Below are 21,003 nucleotides of genomic sequence, written 5' to 3'. Positions count from 1 at the left end.
GCAGGGTTTAAAAGCGGCCGCTCACGGTGAACGAGAACGTGCGGCCGATCGCGCGGTTCCGCTGTTCATGGAAGTCCACGGGCCCGGTGCGGCGATCCAGGTACACCGTCCGGTCCCAGCGGCTCGGGGCATCGCCGAGGTTGCCCAGGTTCAGGCGCATCTTCAGTCCTGCGACGTCCTTGTGTTCGATGAACACGCCTGCGAACACCGGCCCTTCGTACCAGTTGCCGACTTCCGTCAGGCGCACGTCGGGTTCGCGCCAGGTGTAGTTCGCGTACGCGCCGTAAGCGATCGGCGTGTCGCGAATGTCGTGGCGGAAATCCAAGCGCGCGTAGGACTGCAGGTTGTCGCTGATCGGCCGGTGTTCGCGGGTGAGCGGATCTTCGACATCGCTGGTTTCCATCTGCCAGGCCAGGTCGAGCTTGCCGCCCTGCAAACCCAGGCGCGCGAGCGGGAAGGTGCCTTTCCATTCGAAGCCGGACAACGTCGCGGTGTCGAGGTTGCCGGGGCTCTCGCCGTGCGCGCCGATCGGGACGGTGTCGACGATGTCGTCGATGCGTTGCGTGTACACGCGCAGCGTGGTCGTGCCCCAGTCGCCCAGTTTGCGGTTGGCTTCGAGCGAGAGCTCCCAGGTCTGCGGCGGCACGAGGTCGGGATTGCCGGCGTTGGCCTGGCCGTCGGCCAGGTCGACGGTGGCGAGGAAGTCCTGGAAATCGAGTTGTCCGACGCGGCGTTCCAGCGCGAAGGCCAGGTCGGTGTTAGACGAGGGCGTCCATGCGATCGACACCAGCCCCTTCGGTCGAAGGAAGGTGCGCACCTGTCCACCGGCGCCGACCTGCGCGAGCTTCGAGTACTCGCCGCCCGCGTTCACCTGCAACTGCAGCGTCGGGGTCAATGCGCGGCCATACGTGCCCATCAGTTCGTAGCGATCCTCCTGCACCGTGGCCACGGCACCGGGCATGGGCGTTTCGACGAAGGCCCCGCTTGCAGGGTCGAACACAGCGAGGGTCGCGGCGCTGTCGAGGCGGTTGAAGGCGTATTCGCCCGACATCTGCATCTCGCCGTCGAACGCCTTCCAGCGATATTCGGCGCGACCGATGCGTTCGCGTTCCCGGCTGTCGCGACGGAAGCGCGTGCCCTGCAAGGGCGTCGCGGGATCGAAGTCGTCGACAACGACCATGTCGGTTCTTGGCGTGCTGATGCCGCGGATCAGCCCGATCAGTTTCAGCCGCCCCGCGCCGAGCCCGAATTCGTAGTCGCCACCCAATTCATGGTTGCTTCCGTTCGCCCGGGACGTGACCGTGCGGAAACGATCCGGCATCCCCGCCGCAACGCGCAGGCCTTCTTCGAAGTAGTGATTGGTCTCGTCCTGGTAGCGGGCGTTGACGTTGGCGATGTCGCTGTCGCGACCGGTCCATGCGAGTTGCGCGCTCAGCGCCGGCCGTTCGATGCGCTGTTCGAATTCGTCGTTGCGCGACTCGCGCAACGAACCGTCGGCGTTGGTCACGGTGGTGGGGCCACCGGAGGCACCGACCGTGCCGTTGTTGGAGAGCCCGAGCGTGTAATCCACGCGGCCGGCGCTGCCGTTGATCGACACGCTGCCGCGCGTGAACTGCGGATCGGCATAGCGTTCGCGCCAGGCGGCGCTCCATTCCCACGTGCCTGCGATGGTCGAGCCTTTCACCACGATGTTCGCGACCTGGCCGGACAGGCCGGGAATGGCGAGCGATGCGCCGTCGCGCAGTTCGATGCGCACGACGCTGCTCGCGGGAATGCGTTCGAGTTGCGCGAGCACGTCGTTCGATTTGCCCGACAGGCGTTGTCCGTTGATCAGCACGTTGCCCGTGGCCTGGCCGAGCCCGCGTTCCTGCGCCTGCGACCGGACGACGAAGCCGGGGACTTGCTGCAGCATGTTGAGCGCGTTGCGCGGCGCGAAGCGGGCGAAATCCTGTGGCGTGTAGTTGATCGAAGCGGGCGGTGCTTCGGCGGCGATGGCGAGCGACAGGGCGAAGGGAAGCAGCGCGGCGCAAAGGCGCGCCTGGAGAACGACGGAAGACCGCATCGAAAGACCTCGGACGAATGGAAAGCATCACGCCGCGCATCGCATGGCTGCGAGTGCGCGGCGCGAAGATGGATTCGTCCGATGCGTCGATCGTTTAAGGCAGGACGCGTGTCCTCACCGGAAATAATTAATTCAATCGATCACTGCTTGGTCGTGCGTTGCTTCATGTCTTCCAGCCACGCAGCGCCGCGACGTTCCATTTCCTGCGGGCTCACGTCTTCCTTGTGCGTGCCCAGCATCCACTTGTGGCCGAAGGGATCGACCACCGTGCCCATGCGATCGCCCCAGAACTGGTCTTCGGGCGGCTGCACGACGGTGGCGCCGGCCTTGACCGCCTGTTCGATCGCGGCATCGGCATCGGGGACGTAGATCAACATGCCACCGGTCGCGCCACCGCGCGACTTCGGCGACAGCGCGCCCCATTCCGGGAATTCATCGGACAACATGAAGCGCGAACCGGCGATGTCCATTTCCGCGTGCGCGATCTTCTGGCCCATGGGCAGGCGATAGGTTTCCTTTGCGCCGAAGGCCTTCTGGTAGAAGTCCATCGCCTTGTTCGCATCGTCGACGACGACCGACGGCGTCAGCGCGTGGTAACCGGTGGGCGTGAAGTTTTGCGTTGCCATTGCTCGAAGCTCCAGCGGTGGGGGAAGTGCGGAAGGATGCATCGCAGGGCGTTATGCGGCGGTCATGGGACTGTGTCGTCGCGTCGCGTTATGCTGCCCGCCTGCGATCGGAGGATCCGCCATGGCCACGGGCTGGGCCGGCGACAACGCCGTCAACGAACAGATCGATGCCACCATCAAGGACGGCATCAAGCGCATCCGCAGCCGTTTGCCGACCGGGCCTTCGCTTGAGGCCTGCGAGGAATGCGGCGCCGTGATCCCGGAGGCGCGCCGCGCGGCCTTGCCGGGCGTGCGCCTGTGCGTGCCGTGCCAGGAAGAACACGATCGCGAACAGTCGTCGATGTCCGGTTACAACCGCCGCGGCAGCAAGGACAGCCAGCTGCGTTGACGTAAACGCTGACGTAAAACCAGGGCTCACTTGGGGAGGCCCGTTGATGTCGAAGGCGATCCACTTCCATTGGTGGCCGCGCGCGCTTGCGGCACTGTTGCTGCTCGCCCTCGCGTTGTGGGGTTGGGTGCAGGTGTCGGCGTGGCCGTCGGCCATGGTGATCCGCGCCGCCTTCTCTTCCGGCGGCGCGCACACCGCAGCCGCGCTCGGCAAGCATGTGCCGCGCGGAACCGCCGCGACCTTCGATGTGCACTACGCACCGGACAGCGTGGATGAAACGCTCGACGTCTTTGTTCCGCGCACGCATGCGCGGCCGTTGACGACGATCGTCTGGATCCACGGTGGCGGGTTCGTCGCCGGCGACAAGTCGGAGATCGCGAACTACGCGCGCATCCTCGCAGCCCAGGGTTACGCGGTGGTGACCGTCAACTACACGCTCGCGCCGGAAGCGCATTACCCGACGCAGTTGCAGCAACTGAACCTTGCGCTCGCCTGGGTGTCGGCCAACGCCGGGCGCCATGGACTGGATCGCGAGCGCATCGTGCTCGCCGGCGATTCGGCCGGGGCGCAGCTTGCGGCACAACTGGCCAACCTCGTGACATCTCCCGCGTACGCGCAGCGCGTCGGCGTACGTCCTGCACTGCTGCCATCACAGTTGATCGGCGCGGTGCTGTTCTGCGGTCCGTACGACAGCGATTACGCGAAGCCCGCGCCTGGCGCAAAGCCCTCGTGGTTCATGCAGTCGGTGATGTGGTCGTACATGGGCCGCAAGGATTTCTGGAACCAGCCCGGCATCGACGATTGGTCGGTGGCGCGGCATGTCACGCACGCATTCCCGCCCGCGTTCGTGTCGGTGGGCAACCACGATCCGCTGCAGCAGCATTCCTACGCGATGGCCGATGCGCTGCAACGCGCCGGCGTGCGCGTGGACACGTTGTTCTGGCCGAAGGATCTGCAACCCGGGCTGCCGCACGAATATCAGTTCAACCTCGACAACGAGCAGGGCAGGGAAGCGCTGCGTCGCCTGGAGGCCTATCTCGCCGCGCTCTGAATCGCGAGCAGCGCAGCGAGCCGATCGAGGAATTCACACTGCGCCGGAAGCAGGAGGACGCGCGCTTGTTCGAGCGTCGCCCAGGTGGCGCGATCGATCTCCGGGTACGCCTGCACCTTGCCGCTGCGTGGCGGCCACTCGCATTCGAACGGGTTGCTGTGCAATTGCGAAGGGTCGAAGTCGCCTTCGAGCGCGAAGGCTTCCACCCACTTGCCGCCCTTCTGGCGGATACGCCCGAGCGGTTGCAGCGTGCCGGAGACCTGCGTGCCCAGTTCCTCCGCGAATTCGCGCAGCGCCGTGGCCTCCGCGGTTTCGTCGCCTTCGGGTGCGCCCTTCGGCAGCGTCCACGCCCCGGCGTCGCGGTTGCGCCAGAACGGGCCGCCGGGATGGCAGACCAGGACGCGCAGCGCATCGGGATCGCGGCGATACAGCAACAGCCCGCAACTGCGCTCGGGCATGCGCGGCTCAGCCGGCTGCGGCGCCCGCCGCGGCGGCTTCGCGATCCTTGTAGAGCAGGCGGACTTCGAGCAGGTTGCGCACGCGCAACAACAACTCCTCCGGATCGAAGGGCTTGCGCAGGAAATCTTTCGCGCCATAGCGCAGCGCCCGGGTGCGATGCCCGGGTTCGGCGGTGAGCGCCAGGACCGGCAGGTAGCCGCCGCGTTCGAAGGGCTTGAGCGATTCCATCACTTCGAAGCCGTCCATGTACGGCATGTGCACGTCGAGCAGGATCGCGTCGAAATCCTGCTCGCGATGCAGCCCTTCGACCGCACGCGGGTCGCTCGTGGCCACCACGTCCCCGAAGCCGGCCGCGGTGAGCATCTGTTCCAGCGAGCGCAAGGCATCCGGATCGTCGTCGACGACGAGCAGTCGGGCGGCGAGGATGTCGGCGGCGCTGATCATGGGCATTCCTTGCGGGATCGTGGCGGCGAACGGTCCGGTGCGCACGGTGAAATCCCGATGACCGGCCTGCCCGCGGGCGGAAACATTTTCCCCGCGAGGGCGCCCGCGCGACCTGACAAACGGCTGTCCGCTGCCGCTTGGTGCCGGCGTTGGCCGGGGCGCAGGGGTGACCATTGGAGGAAACGCGCCATGAATCGTGCTCTGAGGGCCGGGATGACCCGGATCGTATTGCTCTGCCTGACGCTGTTCGCCGCGCCGGTCTTCGCGCAGGACAGTGCGTATACCGAAGGGGCGGTCGTCGAGGTGAGCTCCATCAAGGTCGTCGACGGCCAGTTCGAGAACTACCTGGCCTACCTCCAGAAGAACTGGAAGGGCGTCATGGAAGAGGCGAAGAAGGCCGGCTACGTGCTCGACTACGGCGTCTACCGCAACGACGCGCACAGCCCGCAGGAGCCCGACCTGTACCTGGTGGTCACCTATCCCAACATGGCGACGCTCGACGGCATGCAGGCCAAGATGGCGCCGATCATGAAGAAGGTGACGAACCTGAGCGTCAAGGAAGCGGACGAAGCCTCGGGCAAGCGCGTGGTCATGCGCGAGCTGCTCGGCTCCGAACTGCTGCGCGAGCTCAAGCTGAAGTAGTCTTCCGGCCGCGCGGCGCCTGCGTGCCCGCGCGGCTTGGCTTCGCTTCGCCCAATTCGATCCACGTCGGCGCGTGGTCGCTCGCGCCCGGCAAGTCGCGCACCCAACGATCGACGTCGGCCGCACGCAGCCGTGGCGCAAGGTCCGCGCTGAGCAACAGATGGTCGATGCGCAGCCCCGCGTTGCGCGGCCAGTGGTTGCGGAAGTAATCCCAGAACGTGAAGACCTTGTCCTCCGGATGCAGCGTGCGCAGTGCATCCGTCCAGCCTTGCGCGAGCAGCGCCTGCCAGCGTTCGCGGGTTTCGGGTTGCAGGAGCGCATCCTTCTTCCACGATTTCGGATCGTAGATGTCGAGCGCGTCGGTGGGCACCACGTTGTAATCGCCGGCGAGCACGACCGGATGGCCGCTGTCGAACAGGCCTTGCGCGTGCGCGAGGAAGCGATCGAACCACGCGAGCTTGTAGTCGAACTTCGGCCCAGGGCGTGGATTGCCGTTGGGCAGGTACAGGCATCCCACGATCACGCCGTGCGCGGCGGCTTCGAGGTAACGGCTCTGCACATCGTCGCGCGCGCCGGGCAGGCCGCGGCGGCTTTCGATCGGATCGCTGCCGCGCGAGAGGATCGCCACGCCGTTCCAGGAGGCTTGCCCGTGCCACGACGCGCCGTAATCGACGTCGCGCAGTTCGGCGATCGGGAATTTTTCGTCGACCGCCTTGAGCTCCTGCAGGCAGGCGATGTCCGGCTGCTCGCGCTCCAGCCATTGCAACAGGTGGGGCAGGCGCGAGCGGATGCCGTTGACGTTGAAGGTCGCGATGCGGAGCGGGGCGCCCTTGCGTGCCGGCATCAGGGTGTCTGGCGCGGCGCTTCTTCGTCGCGCGCGGGCGTGAGCGTTTCGAAATCCAGGTCGATGTTCTCGACTTCGTGGTCGTACACCTCGATGCCGGGCGCGGCTTCGCGGGCGATGGAGGGGTGCATCGCAACCTCGGGCCGCCGCACGATCTTGCGATAGGGATCGCCCGTATCGCCCGCGGCCACGGGCACGCGCGACGATCGCCCCGACAGCCGTTCGAAGGCCTGCGGATCGTGCGAGCAGAAAATCTCGATGTCGGGATGCGCGCGATGCAGCGCACGCAGGCGCGCCTGGTTGCGCAGGCGCGCGGGGCGATCCTGGTCCAGCATGCGCTCGTACAGCCGCAGGCCCATGCGGCAGTGCGGGTGCTCGTCGATCTCGCGCGGATCGAAGAAGGCATCGCCGGCGTGCAGGCGCCAGCCCTCGTCGGCGCGGATCGCAACGCCCGCATGGCCCAGCGTATGTCCCGCCAGCGGGACCAACAGGAGGTCCGCCGGCAGGCCGCTCAACGCGCGCACGCAGGGCAAGCCCATCCAGTGTTCGCCTTCCCGTGGCTCGTAGGTGATCCAGTGGTTGCGCGTGGACCACTGCTGCGGGCGGTAGCGCTGCCGATCCATCCAGGTCCTCTGCCGCGCGGCATCGTCCCGCTCGCGGGCCAGCAGGTGTACACGCGCCCGCGGGAAGTCGTCGAGGCCGCCGGCGCTGTCGAAATCCAGGTGCGTGAGCACGATGTCGCGCACGTCGGAGGCGCGGAAGCCCAGCCGTTCGATCTGCCGCGCCGCGGTCATCTCCGCATGCAATTCCGGCTTCACCAGCCGCAGGAAGAAACGGCTGAGCCGTTGCCCGGGATCCGTGACATCCCCCAGGCCCAGGCCCGTGTCGACGAGCACGAGTCCGTTTTCCGATTCCACCAGCAGGCAATGCGCGATCAGGTGGCCGCGCTCGAACGCCGACCTCCCGGACGTCGGGCGGGTCGTCATGCAGTTGAGATGATGAACCCGCATCGTTCGGGGGATTTTCGAGGGGCGGTCTGTAGCGGCAACGCGAGAAAGGCATACAGGCGGTCGCCCGCGTGTCGGCATGCTTGTTGCGCTGCGCAAAACGCAGCTTCAAGCTCTGCGCTTGCCACTGCATGCATGCATTCATTGGCCTATATGCGCGTCCAATTCGACGCGATGCGTTACATGCGCGTTAAATCATGCGTGGTCGCTTTCACGCCTCTGAATCGTTCCCAACGTGAATGCGCCGATCGAGTGCGAATGCTCAGCAATTCGATGACGAGTAGGTGAAAAGTCATCCCGAGCGGTTACAGTCCCTCCACGCCATCACGAGACGTCGACAAGTTGATCGACCGATCCATCGTGATTGCAGCGTGACTTCCTTCCATTGATCGGCTGGCTCTTCGCCAACTTTCTTGCCGATCCAAAAACGAAAGGGGTTTTCACCTTGAACGACACCAAGCTCGTGCACGCCGTGCGCGAGGCAGGAATGCCTCGTCGCGAATTCATCCGAAACTCCATGGTCATGATGGCACCGATGGTCATCGGGGGCGTTTCCTTGCCCGCCTTCGCCCTGACCACGCCGCCGAACCGCGCGAACGGCAGCACCATCCGCAGCGTCAAAACTTATGGCGCCGTGGGCGACGGTCGGCATGACGATACTGCGGCGATCCAGGCCGCCATCAACTCGCTTCCCACCACCGGCGGCACGGTCACGATTCCGGCCGGCACGTACATGATCGACACCGGCAAGAAGATCAACCTGCGCAGCAAGATGCACCTGCAGTTGGCTTCCGGTGCGATCCTCAAGGCGAAGACCACTTCGCTCTCGCGCCACTACCTCATCAACATCAGCGGCAAGACCGACGTGGAAGTCTCCGGTGGCCAGCTGGTCGGCGATCGCGACACGCACATCTTCGGTTCGAGCAGCACGGAAGAGTGGGGCCACGGCATCTCGGTCGGTGGCGGTTCGCAGCGCGTCACCATCCGCGACCTGCGCGTGTCCAAGTGCACCGGCGATGGCGTGTGCATCGGCGGCAATGCCTACGACGTGGTGATCGCCAACATCATCTCCACCGGCAACCGTCGCCAGGGCCTGTCGATCACGAACTGCTCGAACGTCAAGGTCTACGACTCCGAGTTCAGCTACAGCAAGGGCACCTCGCCCGAGTGCGGCATCGACATCGAACCGGACGAGAACGGCCGCGCCACGGCGATCCTCATCCAGAACTGCCGCTTGAACAACAACGCCAAGTACGGACTGAACATCTGGAAGCGCTCCACCAACGTCACCATCACCGGGTGCACGCTGGAGCACAACGGCAGCCTGGGCATGGGGACGAACGGCATTTCCGGCCTGAAGGTCACCAACAACACGTTCCGCTACAACTCGGCGACCGGCATCGTCTACAACACCGGCACCTCGGGCGTGACCCACAGCGGCAACATGTCGTACCAGAACTACACGCGACTGGGCGCCAGGTCCCGCACCCCGTTCACGCTCACCGGCTGGTCGAGCAAGGTGGAGCGCGACATCCTGTGGAAGAGCTCGTCCTCGCGCACCATCGGGACCAACTCCTACAAGTAAGCAGCCGGGCGCAGAACCCGGTTTATGAAGCGGCGCCCTCCGGGGCGCCGTTTTTTTCATGCGATCGGCCCCGGCCGCCCCTTTTGGCCCCCGACCCGTGTTAAGGTTCGCGCCGCTCGCGCACGGCCTAGCGTTTTCCCGGCCCTTGATCGCCCACAGGCGATCCTCCCGTACCTCTTTCGTTGCGCGACACGCACAGGCCTTCTTGCCTGCTGCGCACAACTGACTCGACAGCGCGGTTCCAGGGAAAGCTTCGAGTGCACGCCGCATGCGGCGTGCGACCACATCGGAGCTCCATCCATGACGTTTGAAAGCCTCGGGCTCGCGCCCGCGCTGCTGCGCGCGCTCGCCGAAACCAACTACAACACGCCCACGCCAATCCAGGCCGACGCGATCCCGCTCGTCCTCGCCGGCCACGACGTGCTCGGCGGCGCGCAGACCGGCACCGGCAAGACCGCTGCCTTCGGCCTGCCGTTGCTGCAGCGCCTGGCCGAAGGCCAGCCGGCCGCGGTGAAGGGTCCGCGCAAGCCGCGCGCCCTGATCCTGGTGCCGACCCGCGAACTCGCCGTGCAGGTCAACGACAGCCTGCGCGCCTACGGAAAGCACCTGCGCCTGAACATCACGTCGATCTACGGCGGCGCCGGCATGCAGCCGCAGATCGAACAGCTGCGCCGCGGCGTCGACGTGCTCGTCGCGTGCCCCGGCCGCCTGCTCGACCACCTGGAGCGCGGCACCGCGAAGCTCGATGCGGTGGAAATGCTCATCCTCGATGAAGCCGACCGCATGCTCGACATGGGCTTCCTGCCCTCGATCAAGCGCGTGATCGCGCGCGTGCCGACCAATCGCCAGACGCTGCTGTTCTCTGCGACCTTCGAATCGCGCATCCGCCAGCTCGCGCTGGAGTTCATGCGCAACCCGCAGCAGGTGCAGGTCGCGGCGAACAACACGATCGCCGACACCATCGTGCATCGCGCGCACCCGGTCGACGGCCCGCGCAAGCGCGAGCTGCTGATCGACATCCTTGCCAAGCGCCACACCGAGCAGGTGCTGGTGTTCGGCAAGACCAAGCACGGCTGCAACCGCCTGGCCGAACAGCTGGAAGACGCCGGCCTCGCGGCCGTGGCGATCCACGGCAACAAGAGCCAGGCGGCGCGCCAGCGTGCGTTGAACGACTTCAAGTCGGGCAAGGCGCGCGTGCTGGTGGCCACCGACGTCGCCGCGCGCGGCCTGGACATCGTGAACCTGCCGCTGGTGATCAACCACGACCTGCCGATGGTCGCGGAGGATTACGTGCACCGCATCGGCCGCACCGGCCGCAACGGTGCGCAGGGCGAAGCGCTGTCGCTGGTCTCGCCCGACGAAGCAGGCCTGCTGCGCCAGATCCAGCGCATGCTGAAGGCGGACATCGCGATGGAGACCGTGCCCGGTTTCGAACCGAGCCGCCAGATGCGCAGCGACAACGCGCCCTTCAATGCGCCGCGCGGTCCGCGTCCGCAGCGCGGGCATCGTCCGCATGGCAAGCCCAGCGGCCAACAGCCGCGCCATGCGCACGCCGGTCCGAAGCAGCATCGCGGTGGCGGCAACGGGAAGCCCGCCAGCGGCACGCGCCGCGACTCGCGCGCCTGATCGCAACGTCCGTTGAAAGAAGAACGCCAGCCTCGCGGCTGGCGTTTTTCGTTGGGGGGAACGACTTGCGCGTTACTGCGCGGAGCTGCGACCCGGTGCCGGCTTCGCAAGGCCCTTGCTTTCCGCTTCGCCGATCAGGGCCCTGAGCGTCTTCTCGGCCTTGCGTGCTTCGATTTCCTGCTGCTTGCCGAGCGCATCCATCTGTTTGCCGAGTTCGTCCATCGGCTTGGACGCTTCGTCCATCTGGCGGCCCAGCGCATCCATCGGTTCGCTGTTGCGATCGAGCTTCGCCGATTCGCGATCGACGATCGCGCCCTGCGCATCCATCTGTTCGCCGAGCTTGTCCATCTCTTCGCCGAGCTTGTCCATTTCCGCATCGAGCTTCGCGTTCTCGGCGTCGCTGTCGGCCTTGCGCTGCTTCATCGCGATCAGCTGCTGGCGGCCGGCGAGTTCGCTCTGCTGCTTGCCCAGCGCGCTCATGCGCTCGCTCGCCTGCATCATCGCCGCCGAGGGGGTGTTGTCCTTCGACAGGGCTTCCATCTGCTTGCCGAGCGCTTCCATCTTGTTGCCGTGCACCGACATCTGGTCGCCGAGGGCGGACATCTGCTTGCCGAGTGCGTCGGTGTTCTTCCACGCGGCCCGGGCGCGCGCGACGATCGCGGGATCGTCGATCACGTAGGCCTTGCCGGCGTGGCGATACCACACGAAGTCGTCCTGCAGCGCGCGCTTGGCGGCGTCGATGTCGTGCATGTCGCCCGCGGAGCCGGACATCGAGTAACCGTCCTCGCCCTTGCGCACGATGGCCCAGGCGTCGCGGTCCTTGTCGTTGCCGAAGTGCGTGACTTGCGCGACGACGGGCGTGGCCTGCACGGCGGGCGTGGCGGCCACGACGGGCGTTGCCTTCACTGCGGGAGACGCGGCGACGACAGGCGTGGCCATGGCGCTCGGGGCGCTTGCAACAACAGGCCGGGCAGTGACGGCGGGCGTCGCGATGTTGGGCGCGTGACCGATCTGCGCCTGCGCATAGAAGGCCACGCACGCCGCGGCGATGCCGATGAGGGGAAGCGCGACGCGTCCGGCCGGCGGGGTGCGCTGGGCACGCGACTGCGAGCGGATCAATTGCTGGATGCGGGACATCAGCTGGCCTCCATGGGCGGCATGTGCGAGGTGGGGAAGGGCGGGGCGGACGGGAAGTTCGGACAAGGCCGCGAGTGCGACGGCGAGGCGGCGCGGATCGCCGATGGCATCGGCGGCGAGGCGGTCGGCGATGAGTTCGCGTTCGATGCGCACGCGACGCGACAGCCACCAGGTCACCGGGTGGTAGAACAACAGCGCTTCGACCGCGCGCTGCAGCAGGTTCACCAGGTAATCGTGACGACGCACGTGGGCGAGTTCGTGGGCGAGCAGGGCATCGACGAGTTCCACCGGCATGCGCAGCGCGACCGACGTCGGCAGCAGCACGACGGGGCGCAACCAACCTGCGGCGACCGGCGAATCGAGCGCATCGACCAGGCGCAGCGCAACGCCGCGCAGGCCGAAGCGTTCGGCCAGCGCATCCAGGCGCGCTTGCCATTGCGCTTGCAGCGGGGATTGCGTGGTCGCGCGCATGCGTGCCACCCACGCCACGCCGAACAGTGTGCGCAGGCAGAACACGCTGGCCCCGGTGGCCCACAGTGCGACGATCAGCGGCGACATCGTCTCGAGCCGCGTGCGCCAATCGAGCGCGACAACCGCATCGTTCGAGGCTTCGATGAATCGAATGGGCGCACGCGCTGCGATGAAGGCCCCGGTCTGCGCATCGCCGAACGCCAGCAGCACGCTCGCGACCGGCACCACCACGCAGGCGAGCATGGCGATGCAGGCGATCGCATACCGCACCTGCGGCCGTGCCTCGCGCGCGATCCGCAACGCAATCGCCGCCAGCGCACCGATCAGCGCGCCCTGCCAGGTGAATTGGATCAGCGCCTGCCCGACGGCGGGCACCAGCGCAGCGGTGAATTCACTCATCGGGCGACTCCTTCGCGGTGTCCTCGAGCAGGCGCCGGATCTCCTCGCGTTCGGCATCGGTCACGTGCGCATCGAGTGCGGCGAGGACCAGGTGCTTGCCGGAGCCGGCGAATGCTTTCTGGATGAGGTCGGTGAGCAGGTTGGTTTGAAGCGCGTCCTGCGCCTGCGCCGGGGCATAGACGTGCGAGCGCTGGCTTTCGTCGCGGGTGAGCAGGCCCTTGCCGTGCATCACCTGCATCAGGCGCAGGACGTTGGCGTAGGTCAGGCTCGGCCGCTCGGCCTGCATGGCCTGGTGGGCGTCCTTCACGGTAGCCGGGCCGAGCTCCCACAAGGTGCGCAGGAGATCGAGTTCGGCGGCGGTGGGCTTGCGATCGGACATTCGGGCGTGGCCTTTGGACTTGCCGACGCACGCTACGCCGTCTAGAACGGTTTGTCTAGACCAAATTGTCTAGGTCGTAAGTCATGGGGGCGAAAGGCCTATTCGAGCGAAGCGACGGCCATTTCGAGGGTCTGTCCGCACTCGGCATCGAGCTTCAGCGTCGCCAACGCATCGGCCCGCGTGGTCCCCAGGCTCAGCAGCGCAAGCGGCAGTCCGGCTTCGCGCGCCTTCAGGGCGAAGCGATAGCCCGAATAGACCATCAGCGAAGAACCCGCGACGAGCATCGCGTCGCTCGCCTGCAAGGCCTGCTGCGCCGCATCCACCCGCGTGCGCGGCACGTTCTCGCCGAAGAACACCACATCGGGTTTGAGCAAGCCTCCGCACGCTGCACAACGCGGCGCGACGAACGCCGTCGTGTCGATCGCGTCCAGGTCCGCATCGCCGTCCGGTGCGATCGCCGCTTCCTCCACCGCGTGCGTCCATTCCGGATTGCACGCGATCAACTGCGCCTGCACGTCCTCGCGCGCAACGCGCGCATCGCAGGCGAGGCAACGCACCGCGTCGATGCGTCCATGCAGGTCGAGCACATCGACGCTGCCCGCACGTTGGTGCAAGCCATCCACGTTCTGCGTGACCAGCCGCGCTATGCGACCTCGCGCCTGCAGTTCCGCCAGCGCGCGATGCGCCGCGTTCGGCCGCGCGCGCGACACCATCGGCCAGCCCGCAAGGCTGCGCGCCCAGTAACGCGCTCGCGTCGCCGGATCCCCGACGAAGGCCTGGTACGTGACCGGCGGCCTGCGCTTCCACGCGCCGTCGCGATCACGGTAATCCGGAATGCCCGATCCGGTGCTGCAGCCCGCGCCGGTCAGCACGAACACGCGCGGGTGCGCGCGCAACCAATCGGCGAGGGCAGGGGCGTGGACGGCCGTGGCAGGCATGCCCGTATGATGCGCCGATGCCCGCGACCCTGCGCCGCCCCCGCACTTCGCTCCTGCGCACGCGCGGTGAACACGACAGCGGCAAGGTCGGTTTCGTCGAACTGTTCTTCGACCTGGTGTTCGTCTTCGCCGTGACGCAGCTCTCGCACACGCTGCTGGCCGGCCTCACGCCCGCGGGCATGGCGCAGGTCGGCCTGCTGCTGCTCGGTGTGTGGTGGGTGTGGATCAACACCTCGTGGGTGACCAACTGGCTCGACCCGGAACGCATTCCCGTGCGCGTGGCCGTGCTCGCGCTGATGCTCGCGGGGCTGTGCGTGTCGGTGGCGATCCCGCAGGCCTTCGATTCGCGCGGCATGGTCTTCGCCTGCGCCTACGTGGCGATGCAGCTGGGCCGCACCGTGTTCTTCCTGTGGGCCGTGCGCGGCGAACACCCGAACATGCGCCGCAACTTCCAGCGCATCCTCGCGTGGCTGTTGGTGTCATCGGTGTGCTGGATCGTGGGTGCGTTCAATACGCACGACGTGCGCTTCGGCTGGTGGGCGCTCGCGCTGGCGATCGAGACGATCGCGCCGCTCGCGTACTTCTGGGTGCCGGGGCTGGGGCGGTCGACGATCGAGGACTGGGATGTCGTCGGCGGCCACCTCGCGGAACGCTGCGGGTTGTTCATCATCATCGCGCTCGGCGAATCGCTGCTCGTCACCGGCGCCACCTTCGCTGCGCTCGACTGGAACGGCGACACGCTGCTCGCCTTCGCCAACGCCGTGCTCGGTTCGGTGCTCTTGTGGTGGATCTATTTCGACACCGGTGCACCGCGCGCGACGCGCCGCATCGAGAGCGCGCGCGATCCGGGCCGCGAAGCGCGTTCGGCTTACACGTATGCGCACATCCTGATCGTCGCGGGCATCATCGTGTGCGCGGTCGCCGATGAACTCGTGCTCGCGCATCCGCACCAGGTGCCGCGCTTCGGGCTCGCGGTGGTGATCGGCGGGCCGTGGCTGTACCTGCTCGGAAACGCGCTCTTCAAATGGATCACCAACAATCGCCGTGCGCCGCCGCTGTCGCACCTGGTGGGGCTGGCGATGTTCGGTGCGGTGGCGGGGCTCGCATGGGCAGGCGTGCTCTCGCCGCTCGCATTGGCGCTGATCGCCAACGGCGTGCTGTTGGTGGTCGCGGCCTGGGAATCGCTGGCGATCCGGCGCGGGGCGCGTCCTCCCGTGGAGGCGTGAGGGGGGACGCGACAAGCGGCCGTAGTTGGGGCAGGATGCGCGCCATTGCCCTCGGCCGGATCCTTCGATGCGCCAGCGTTCGCCCCTCAAGTTCGCCTGCCTGGTCGCCGCGCTCCTCGCGGGCTGCGCCACCGGCAACCACGGGTGGACCGGCAAGGGCGCGACGCCGTTCGATACGGCGCAGGCCGATTGCGACACGAAAACGCAGGACCTTCCCGCGGGCAAGCAGCGCGAGGGAGCGTTCGACCAATGCATGGAGGAACACGGCTGGCGCCGACCCTGAACTGCGCCCACGGCCGAGCATGCGTTCGCGCGCCGGCTTACGCAGTCTGAACACGACGACCACCGGGTCGTCACGGCGTTTCCCGTATTCCTCCCGCACCCAACGCGGGCAGCGGTGCCCGGACGAGGAGGAGGCAGCATGCGGAACGACACGTTGTACAAGACCCGGCTCGCGCTGGCTTGCGGTGCGTTGTTGGCACTCGGTCTGGCGGGCTGCACGAAGCACGAAGAAGCCACGCCGACAGAGCCGGCCGCTTCGACGGCGGCAGCGCCTGCGGAGACCATGCCGCCTGCGCCGATGACGCCGGCCGAGACGATGCCTGGCGCGCCGATGACGCCTGCCATGCCTTCGACCGCTGCGATGCCGTCGTCGGCGACGGCGCCGGCCACCGGCGAGGCGAGCGACATGACGCCGACGACCGAACCTTCGGCCGCCGACGCCGCCGCCACCGCGACGGACGCCGCCAAGGAAGCGGCGGGCGCAGCGAAGGATGCCGCCAAGGACGCGGCCTCCGCAGCGAAGGACGCCGCCAAGCAAGCGGCGAGCGACGCAGCGGGCGCGCCGGCCAAGAAGTAATCGGCTTCTCGCTGGAACGTTTTCGACGGCGGCCCCCGGGCCGCCGTCGCCTTGTCCGGGCCGCATTCCGACGCCGGAACAAAATTTGGCGGATCGTGTCGATTCCCGATCCCGCCGTTCGTCGTTCCAGTCGTAACCCCCACACGACCACACAGGAGCACGTCATGCGCGTCATGGTCTTCGTCAAGGCGACCCCCAATTCCGAGGCGGGCGTGATGCCCACAGAAGAACTCTTCCGCGAAATGGGCGAGTTCAACGAACAACTGGCCAAGGCCGGCATCCTCCTCGCGGGGGAAGGGCTCAAGCCGTCCTCCGCCGGCGCGCGCGTGCGCTTCTCCGGCCGCAATCGCACGGTCACGGACGGTCCGTTCGCCGAAACCAAGGAACTCGTCGCGGGGTTCTGGCTGTGGCAGGTGCAATCGATGGAAGAGGCGATCGAATGGGCGAAGCGTTGCCCGAACCCGATGCCGGACGAAGACTCCGACATCGAGATCCGCCCGGTCTACGAACTCGAGGATTTCGGCGACGTGGTGCCGAAGGACGTGCAGGAGCGCAGCGCCGAACTGCTGCGCGGCGCGAAGCACTGACCCCGCCACGACAACGGACCCCCGCATGCAACTCGAAGAACGCCGCCGCTGGCTCGCCCTGATCGTCCTGTGCCTGGGCGTGCTGATGATCGTGCTCGACACCACCATCGTGAACGTCGCACTGCCGTCCATCAAAACGGACCTGCGCTTCACCGACGCCTCGCTCGTGTGGGTGGTCAACGCCTACATGCTCACCTTCGGCGGCTTCCTGCTGCTCGGCGGGCGGCTCGGCGATCTGTACGGGCACCGGCGGCTGTTCCTCGCGGGCATCGTGGTGTTCACCGGTGCGTCGCTGGCCTGCGGGCTCGCGCATTCGCAGGGCATGCTCGTCGCCGCGCGCGCGGTGCAGGGCGTGGGCGGCGCGGTGGTCACCGCCGTCGCGCTGTCGCTGATCATGATGCTGTTCCAGACGCCCGCCGACCGCGCGAAGGCGATGGGCATCTACGGCTTCGTGTGTGCCGGCGGCGGCAGCGTCGGCGTGTTGCTCGGCGGGCTGCTCACCAGCACGCTGGATTGGCACTGGATCTTCCTGGTGAACATTCCGCTCGGCGCGGTCGTATTCGCGTGGTGCCTGCGGTTGTTGCCGGGCGGCAGCGGGCATGCGGCGGGCGGCAAGCTCGATGTCGCCGGTGCGATCACGGTGACGGCGGCGCTGATGCTGGCGGTGTACGCCATCGTCAACGGCAACGAGATCGGATGGACCTCCACGCAAACGCTCGGGATGCTGGCGGCGGCGGTGGTGCTGCTCGCCGCGTTCCTCGCGATCGAAGCGCGCGTGCGCGAACCGCTGATGCCGCTGGGCATGTTCCGCCTGCGCAACGTGGCGGCGGCCAACGTGATCGGCGTGCTGTGGGCCGCGGCGATGTTCGCGTGGTTCTTCCTCTCCGCGCTCTACATGCAGCTCGTGCTCGGCTACGGGCCGATGCAGGTGGGCCTGGCCTTCCTGCCGGCCAACCTGATCATGGCCGCGTTCTCGCTCGGGCTCTCGGCGAGGATCGTCATGCGCTTCGGCATCCGGGGGCCGATCGCGGTGGGCCTGCTGCTCGCGGCGGCGGGGCTGTCGCTGTTCGCCTTCGCGCCGGTCGAGGGCGATTTCGCCACGCACGTCCTGCCGGGCATGGTGCTGCTCGGGTTCGGGGCGGGCATGGCCCTGAATCCGGTGCTTCTCGCGGCGATGAGCGATGTCGCGCCGTCCGACTCGGGCCTGGCGTCGGGCCTGGTCAACACCGCCTTCATGATGGGCGGGGCGCTGGGGCTGGCCGTGCTGGCGAGCTTCGCGGCCGCCGAAACCGCATCCCTGCAGGCCGCGGGTGCGGAGCTGCGGGCCGCGCTCAACGGGGGCTATCGCGTGGCCTTCCTGCTCGGGGCCGCGTGTGCGGCCGCGGCGGGCCTCTACGGATGGCTGGTCGTCCGCGCCAGGATGCCGGACGCGGCGCCCGAGGGGGTCGAGCCACTGGCCGAGTGAGACGCGCATCTCGCGACTGAGACGTTCATCCCGGTCAACTTACCGCTCAGCCGGCAGAACCGGCGGTTCGCCTTTACATATGGCTGAGATTTCCTGCTAATGGGGACCATTCTGCCGTCCTTGGGGGGCGGCGGACGTGGAAGGGGATCTGCAGTGGACACTTTTGAACGCGGCCCGCGTGCGGGCTACGCGCGCCAACGTGCGGCGGGTTTCACCCTCGTCGAGCTGATGGTCACGATCGTCGTGGCCGCCATCCTCCTCGGCGTGGCCGTGCCCAGCTTCCAGGTGACCATCAACAACGGTCGCCTGGCGACGGCGTCGAACGAGCTGCTGGTCTCGCTGCAGACCGCGCGCATCGAAGCCATCCGCTACAACGACCACACGATGGTGTGCCTGAGCAAGACCGCCAACACCGCGACGCCGACCTGCGCCGCGGCCGGGGCCACCGACTCGACGGGCTGGATCACCTTCGTCGACGTCAACCACAACAACGCCTACAACGCCGGCACCGATCGCCTGCTGCGCCGGTCGACCGTGCCGGACAAGATCACGGTGCTCGCCAGCAGCAACATCCCGCAGGGGATCCGCGTGGTGTACCTGCCCGACGGCTACGCACGCAACCTGCTGGGCACGTCGCTGCTCACCGGCACCTTCGACCTGTGCATGCAGACCAAGCGTCCCCCCGAAAACGTCCGCCGCGTCGCCATCGGCACCGGCAGCCGCATCGGGATCACGCGCGTCGCCGTCGCCAACGGCGCGTGCAACACGCCGCCGAACTCCTGAGTGCCTCCCGCATGAAGACTCCCCGCATTCCTGCATCGTCCCAACGCCGCCAGCGCGGCGTCGGCCTCGTCGAGGTGCTCGTCGCCGTCGTCGTGCTCGCCTTCGGCCTGCTCGGCATCGCGGCCATGCAACTCACCTCGCTGCGCAACAGCCAGAGCGCGCTCGAACGCAGCCAGGCGGTCGCGCAGACCTACGCGATCCTCGATGCGATGCGCGCCAACCGCCCGGTCGCGATGATCGGCGGCTACAACATCAACAAGACCTGCACGCTGCCCGATCCGGGCAACCTGGTCGCCAACGACCTTCGCCACTGGCTCATCACCATGCAGGACCCGCAGATCCTGGGTCCGAACACCTGCGGCCAGATCACCTGCGGCACCGCGTCCTGCAGGATCCAGGTGTGGTGGGACAACTCGCGTTCGAAGGGCGGGTCTGCGCAGGAACTCGTCACCACGAACACGCTGCTGTGAGCACGCACATGACCCGATCGATCCTCCCCGTGCGTCGCCACCAGGCCGGCTTCACCCTCGTCGAGCTGATGGTCTCGCTGCTGCTCGGCCTGATCGTCACCGCCGCGGCGCTGGCGATGTTCCTCAGCAACCGCCAGGTCTACGCCTCGACCGAAAACCTCTCGCGTGCGCAGGAGTCGGTGCGCAACGCCTTCGAACTGATGTCGCGCGAAATGCGCGAGTCCGGCAGCAGCGCCTGCGAAACCTCGCTGCCGACGGTGAACCTGCTCAACGGCTTCGCCGGCACCTGGTACTACAACTTCGATTCGCCGATCCACGGCTACGACGGCAACCAGGCCTTGTCGGGCACGGACACCCCGATCGGCACTGCGTTCGGCCAGCGCATCAACGGCACCGATGCGATCGAACTCAAGTCCGCCACCAACGACGGCGTGGCGATCACCGCGGCCAACCAGGCCGCCGCGCAGCTGACCGTCAACACCGTCAACCACGGCATTTCCTCCGGCGACCTGGTCATGCTGTGCGACTTCGACCACGCCGCGATCGTGCAGGTGAGCAGCGCCAACCCGGGCGTCACCGCCACGATCACGCACGACACCGCCGGCACGCCGGGCAACTGCACGCGCGGGGTCGGCTACTCCTTGCCGGCCAACTGCGCCGGTTCGGGCAGCCCCTACACCTATGCGACCAACGCGTACATCTCGCGCATGCGCATGGAGCGCTGGTACATCGGCAACGGGGCGCGGGGGCCGTCGCTGTTCGAATCCGCGCTGGTGAACAACGCCGGCGTGCTGTCCATCGAAAACCGCGAGATCGCCGAAGGCGTGACCAACATGCAGTTGCAGTACCTGCTGCTGGGCGCCAACGACTATGCCGACGCCAGCACCATCAGCGCCGCGAACTGGGGCAGCACCAACGTGCTGGCCGTGCGCGTGCAGCTGACGCTGCTCGGCGCGAACACCGGCGAAGGCGGCGACGCGATCCCGCGCCGCCTGGAACACACCGTGACCCTTCGGAACCGAGTCCCATGAGCGTCCGCCAACGTCCCCAATCGCAGCGCGGCATCGCGCTGATCGTCGTGCTGATCCTGCTCGTGGTCATGTCGATGCTGGCCATCGTCAGCCTGCGCGGCACGCTGCTCGAAGAGCGCATGAGCTCCAACATGACCGACCGCAGCCTGAGCTTCCAGGCCGCGGAAGCCGCGTTGCGCGAAGGCGAAGCGCTGGCCGCGACGAAGCCGACGATTCCCGCCAGCGGTTGCAACAACGGCGTGTGCGCACGCCCGCTCGCGACCGATCCGCCGCGCTGGAAGGACGCGACCGTGTGGGCCGCTGCTCGCCAGGGCACCGCGCTCCCGAATACGGCGCGCCCGAACTACTACATCGAATTCCTTGCCAACGACGTGCCGCCGCGCGGCACGTGCACGACGACCGAAGACGTCTCGCCCGATGCCACCTGCACCGTGCTCGAGTCCCGCTATCGCATCACCTCGCGCAGCCAGGCCGCCGGCCGCGCGACGGTGATCCTGCAAACCACTTACGCAGTGCCCTGAACG

The 21,003-nt window shown here is 67.4% G+C and carries 22 protein-coding genes and 1 pseudogene; 14 read left to right on the top strand and 9 right to left on the bottom strand.

From position 1 onward, the window contains the following. Nucleotides 1-7: 7 nt before the first annotated feature. Together LVB87_RS14090 and LVB87_RS14085 are read right to left on the bottom strand one after the other, a co-directional pair. Complete coding sequence (locus LVB87_RS14090; protein WP_232898583.1) at nucleotides 8-2,062, bottom strand: TonB-dependent receptor plug domain-containing protein; 2,055 nt, start codon at nucleotides 2,060-2,062, stop codon at nucleotides 8-10. Between the two features lie 140 nt (nucleotides 2,063-2,202). Continuing rightward, nucleotides 2,203-2,688 (bottom strand): VOC family protein, encoded by a 486-nt coding sequence (locus LVB87_RS14085; protein WP_232898582.1) that lies wholly within the window; start codon nucleotides 2,686-2,688, stop codon nucleotides 2,203-2,205. A 121-nt stretch (nucleotides 2,689-2,809) separates the two neighbouring features. On the opposite strand from LVB87_RS14085, the gene LVB87_RS14080 reads away from it, so the two are divergent. Continuing rightward, complete coding sequence (locus LVB87_RS14080) at nucleotides 2,810-3,076, top strand: DksA/TraR family C4-type zinc finger protein (RefSeq protein ID WP_232898581.1); 267 nt, start codon at nucleotides 2,810-2,812, stop codon at nucleotides 3,074-3,076. 46 nt (nucleotides 3,077-3,122) lie between these two features. Next, nucleotides 3,123-4,127, top strand: a complete 1,005-nt coding sequence (locus tag LVB87_RS14075; protein WP_232898580.1) for an alpha/beta hydrolase — start codon at nucleotides 3,123-3,125, stop codon at nucleotides 4,125-4,127. On the opposite strand, the gene LVB87_RS14070 is transcribed toward LVB87_RS14075, so the two are convergent. After that, nucleotides 4,109-4,585 (bottom strand): NUDIX domain-containing protein, encoded by a 477-nt coding sequence (locus LVB87_RS14070; RefSeq protein WP_232898579.1) that lies wholly within the window; start codon nucleotides 4,583-4,585, stop codon nucleotides 4,109-4,111. The two genes, LVB87_RS14075 and LVB87_RS14070, sit on opposite strands and share 19 nt — an antisense overlap. 7 nt (nucleotides 4,586-4,592) lie before the next feature. Further along, complete coding sequence (locus tag LVB87_RS14065; protein WP_232898578.1) at nucleotides 4,593-5,030, bottom strand: response regulator; 438 nt, start codon at nucleotides 5,028-5,030, stop codon at nucleotides 4,593-4,595. Nucleotides 5,031-5,243: 213 nt separating this feature from the next. Here LVB87_RS14065 and LVB87_RS14060 point away from each other — a divergent pair, with 213 nt between their 5' ends. Further along, nucleotides 5,244-5,672: a hypothetical protein gene (locus LVB87_RS14060; protein WP_232898577.1), complete on the top strand. Its 429-nt coding sequence runs from the start codon at nucleotides 5,244-5,246 to the stop codon at nucleotides 5,670-5,672. A 52-nt stretch (nucleotides 5,673-5,724) separates the two neighbouring features. Here the strand turns inward: LVB87_RS14060 and LVB87_RS14055 are convergent. Both LVB87_RS14055 and LVB87_RS14050 read right to left on the bottom strand, forming a co-directional pair. Next, nucleotides 5,725-6,516 (bottom strand): annotated as a pseudogene (locus tag LVB87_RS14055) (exodeoxyribonuclease III); the annotation flags it as partial. Beyond that, nucleotides 6,516-7,502: an MBL fold metallo-hydrolase gene (locus LVB87_RS14050; protein WP_232898575.1), complete on the bottom strand. Its 987-nt coding sequence runs from the start codon at nucleotides 7,500-7,502 to the stop codon at nucleotides 6,516-6,518. The pseudogene LVB87_RS14055 and the gene LVB87_RS14050, both read right to left, overlap by 1 nt. A 466-nt stretch (nucleotides 7,503-7,968) precedes the next feature. Here LVB87_RS14050 and LVB87_RS14045 point away from each other — a divergent pair, with 466 nt between their 5' ends. Together LVB87_RS14045 and LVB87_RS14040 are read left to right on the top strand one after the other, a co-directional pair. After that, a complete protein-coding gene (locus LVB87_RS14045) occupies nucleotides 7,969-9,108 on the top strand; it encodes a right-handed parallel beta-helix repeat-containing protein (protein ID WP_232898574.1) in 1,140 nt (379 codons plus the stop codon). Nucleotides 9,109-9,408: 300 nt separating this feature from the next. Then, on the top strand, nucleotides 9,409-10,734 hold the full coding sequence (locus LVB87_RS14040) for a DEAD/DEAH box helicase (RefSeq protein ID WP_343223399.1): 1,326 nt from the start codon (nucleotides 9,409-9,411) through the stop codon (nucleotides 10,732-10,734). A gap of 72 nt (nucleotides 10,735-10,806) precedes the next feature. On the opposite strand, the gene LVB87_RS14035 is transcribed toward LVB87_RS14040, so the two are convergent. The 3 genes from LVB87_RS14035 to LVB87_RS14025 form a co-directional block, all read right to left on the bottom strand. After that, nucleotides 10,807-12,741 (bottom strand): M56 family metallopeptidase, encoded by a 1,935-nt coding sequence (locus tag LVB87_RS14035; RefSeq protein ID WP_232898573.1) that lies wholly within the window; start codon nucleotides 12,739-12,741, stop codon nucleotides 10,807-10,809. Then, nucleotides 12,734-13,120 carry a BlaI/MecI/CopY family transcriptional regulator gene (locus LVB87_RS14030; protein ID WP_232898572.1) on the bottom strand — a complete coding sequence of 129 codons (387 nt, stop codon included), beginning with the start codon at nucleotides 13,118-13,120 and terminating at the stop codon, nucleotides 12,734-12,736. Before LVB87_RS14030 ends, LVB87_RS14035 begins: the two co-directional genes overlap by 8 nt. Before the next feature lie 98 nt (nucleotides 13,121-13,218). Next, nucleotides 13,219-14,058, bottom strand: coding sequence for an NAD-dependent protein deacetylase (locus tag LVB87_RS14025; RefSeq protein WP_232898571.1), 840 nt, complete (start codon nucleotides 14,056-14,058; stop codon nucleotides 13,219-13,221). A gap of 17 nt (nucleotides 14,059-14,075) precedes the next feature. On the opposite strand from LVB87_RS14025, the gene LVB87_RS14020 reads away from it, so the two are divergent. The 9 genes from LVB87_RS14020 to LVB87_RS13980 all read left to right on the top strand — a co-directional run bounded on the left by LVB87_RS14020 (nucleotide 14,076) and on the right by LVB87_RS13980 (nucleotide 21,000). After that, nucleotides 14,076-15,284 carry a low temperature requirement protein A gene (locus tag LVB87_RS14020; RefSeq protein WP_232898570.1) on the top strand — a complete coding sequence of 403 codons (1,209 nt, stop codon included), beginning with the start codon at nucleotides 14,076-14,078 and terminating at the stop codon, nucleotides 15,282-15,284. Between the two features lie 67 nt (nucleotides 15,285-15,351). Further along, nucleotides 15,352-15,567, top strand: a complete 216-nt coding sequence (locus LVB87_RS14015; protein WP_232898569.1) for a hypothetical protein — start codon at nucleotides 15,352-15,354, stop codon at nucleotides 15,565-15,567. 138 nt (nucleotides 15,568-15,705) lie between these two features. Beyond that, on the top strand, nucleotides 15,706-16,143 hold the full coding sequence (locus LVB87_RS14010; protein ID WP_232898568.1) for a hypothetical protein: 438 nt from the start codon (nucleotides 15,706-15,708) through the stop codon (nucleotides 16,141-16,143). A 164-nt stretch (nucleotides 16,144-16,307) separates the two neighbouring features. Continuing rightward, complete coding sequence (locus LVB87_RS14005; RefSeq protein WP_232898567.1) at nucleotides 16,308-16,730, top strand: YciI family protein; 423 nt, start codon at nucleotides 16,308-16,310, stop codon at nucleotides 16,728-16,730. Nucleotides 16,731-16,755: 25 nt separating this feature from the next. Beyond that, nucleotides 16,756-18,195 carry a DHA2 family efflux MFS transporter permease subunit gene (locus LVB87_RS14000; protein ID WP_232898566.1) on the top strand — a complete coding sequence of 480 codons (1,440 nt, stop codon included), beginning with the start codon at nucleotides 16,756-16,758 and terminating at the stop codon, nucleotides 18,193-18,195. 153 nt (nucleotides 18,196-18,348) lie between these two features. Next, a complete protein-coding gene (locus LVB87_RS13995) occupies nucleotides 18,349-18,978 on the top strand; it encodes a GspH/FimT family pseudopilin (protein ID WP_232898565.1) in 630 nt (209 codons plus the stop codon). Between the two features lie 11 nt (nucleotides 18,979-18,989). After that, complete coding sequence (gene pilV / locus LVB87_RS13990) at nucleotides 18,990-19,448, top strand: type IV pilus modification protein PilV (RefSeq protein ID WP_232898564.1); 459 nt, start codon at nucleotides 18,990-18,992, stop codon at nucleotides 19,446-19,448. An 8-nt stretch (nucleotides 19,449-19,456) separates the two neighbouring features. Then, on the top strand, nucleotides 19,457-20,479 hold the full coding sequence (locus tag LVB87_RS13985) for a prepilin-type N-terminal cleavage/methylation domain-containing protein (RefSeq protein WP_232898563.1): 1,023 nt from the start codon (nucleotides 19,457-19,459) through the stop codon (nucleotides 20,477-20,479). Next, entirely contained in the window at nucleotides 20,476-21,000 is a 525-nt protein-coding gene (locus LVB87_RS13980) for a PilX N-terminal domain-containing pilus assembly protein (RefSeq protein WP_232898562.1), read from the top strand. Before LVB87_RS13985 ends, LVB87_RS13980 begins: the two co-directional genes overlap by 4 nt. Nucleotides 21,001-21,003 lie beyond the last annotated feature (3 nt).

The sequence above is a fragment of the Lysobacter sp. KIS68-7 genome (genome assembly GCF_021284745.1).
GTDB lineage: Bacteria > Pseudomonadota > Gammaproteobacteria > Xanthomonadales > Xanthomonadaceae > Noviluteimonas.
Note: the sequence above shows the minus strand (reverse complement) of the source record. Positions and strands in the feature narration are given on the sequence as shown.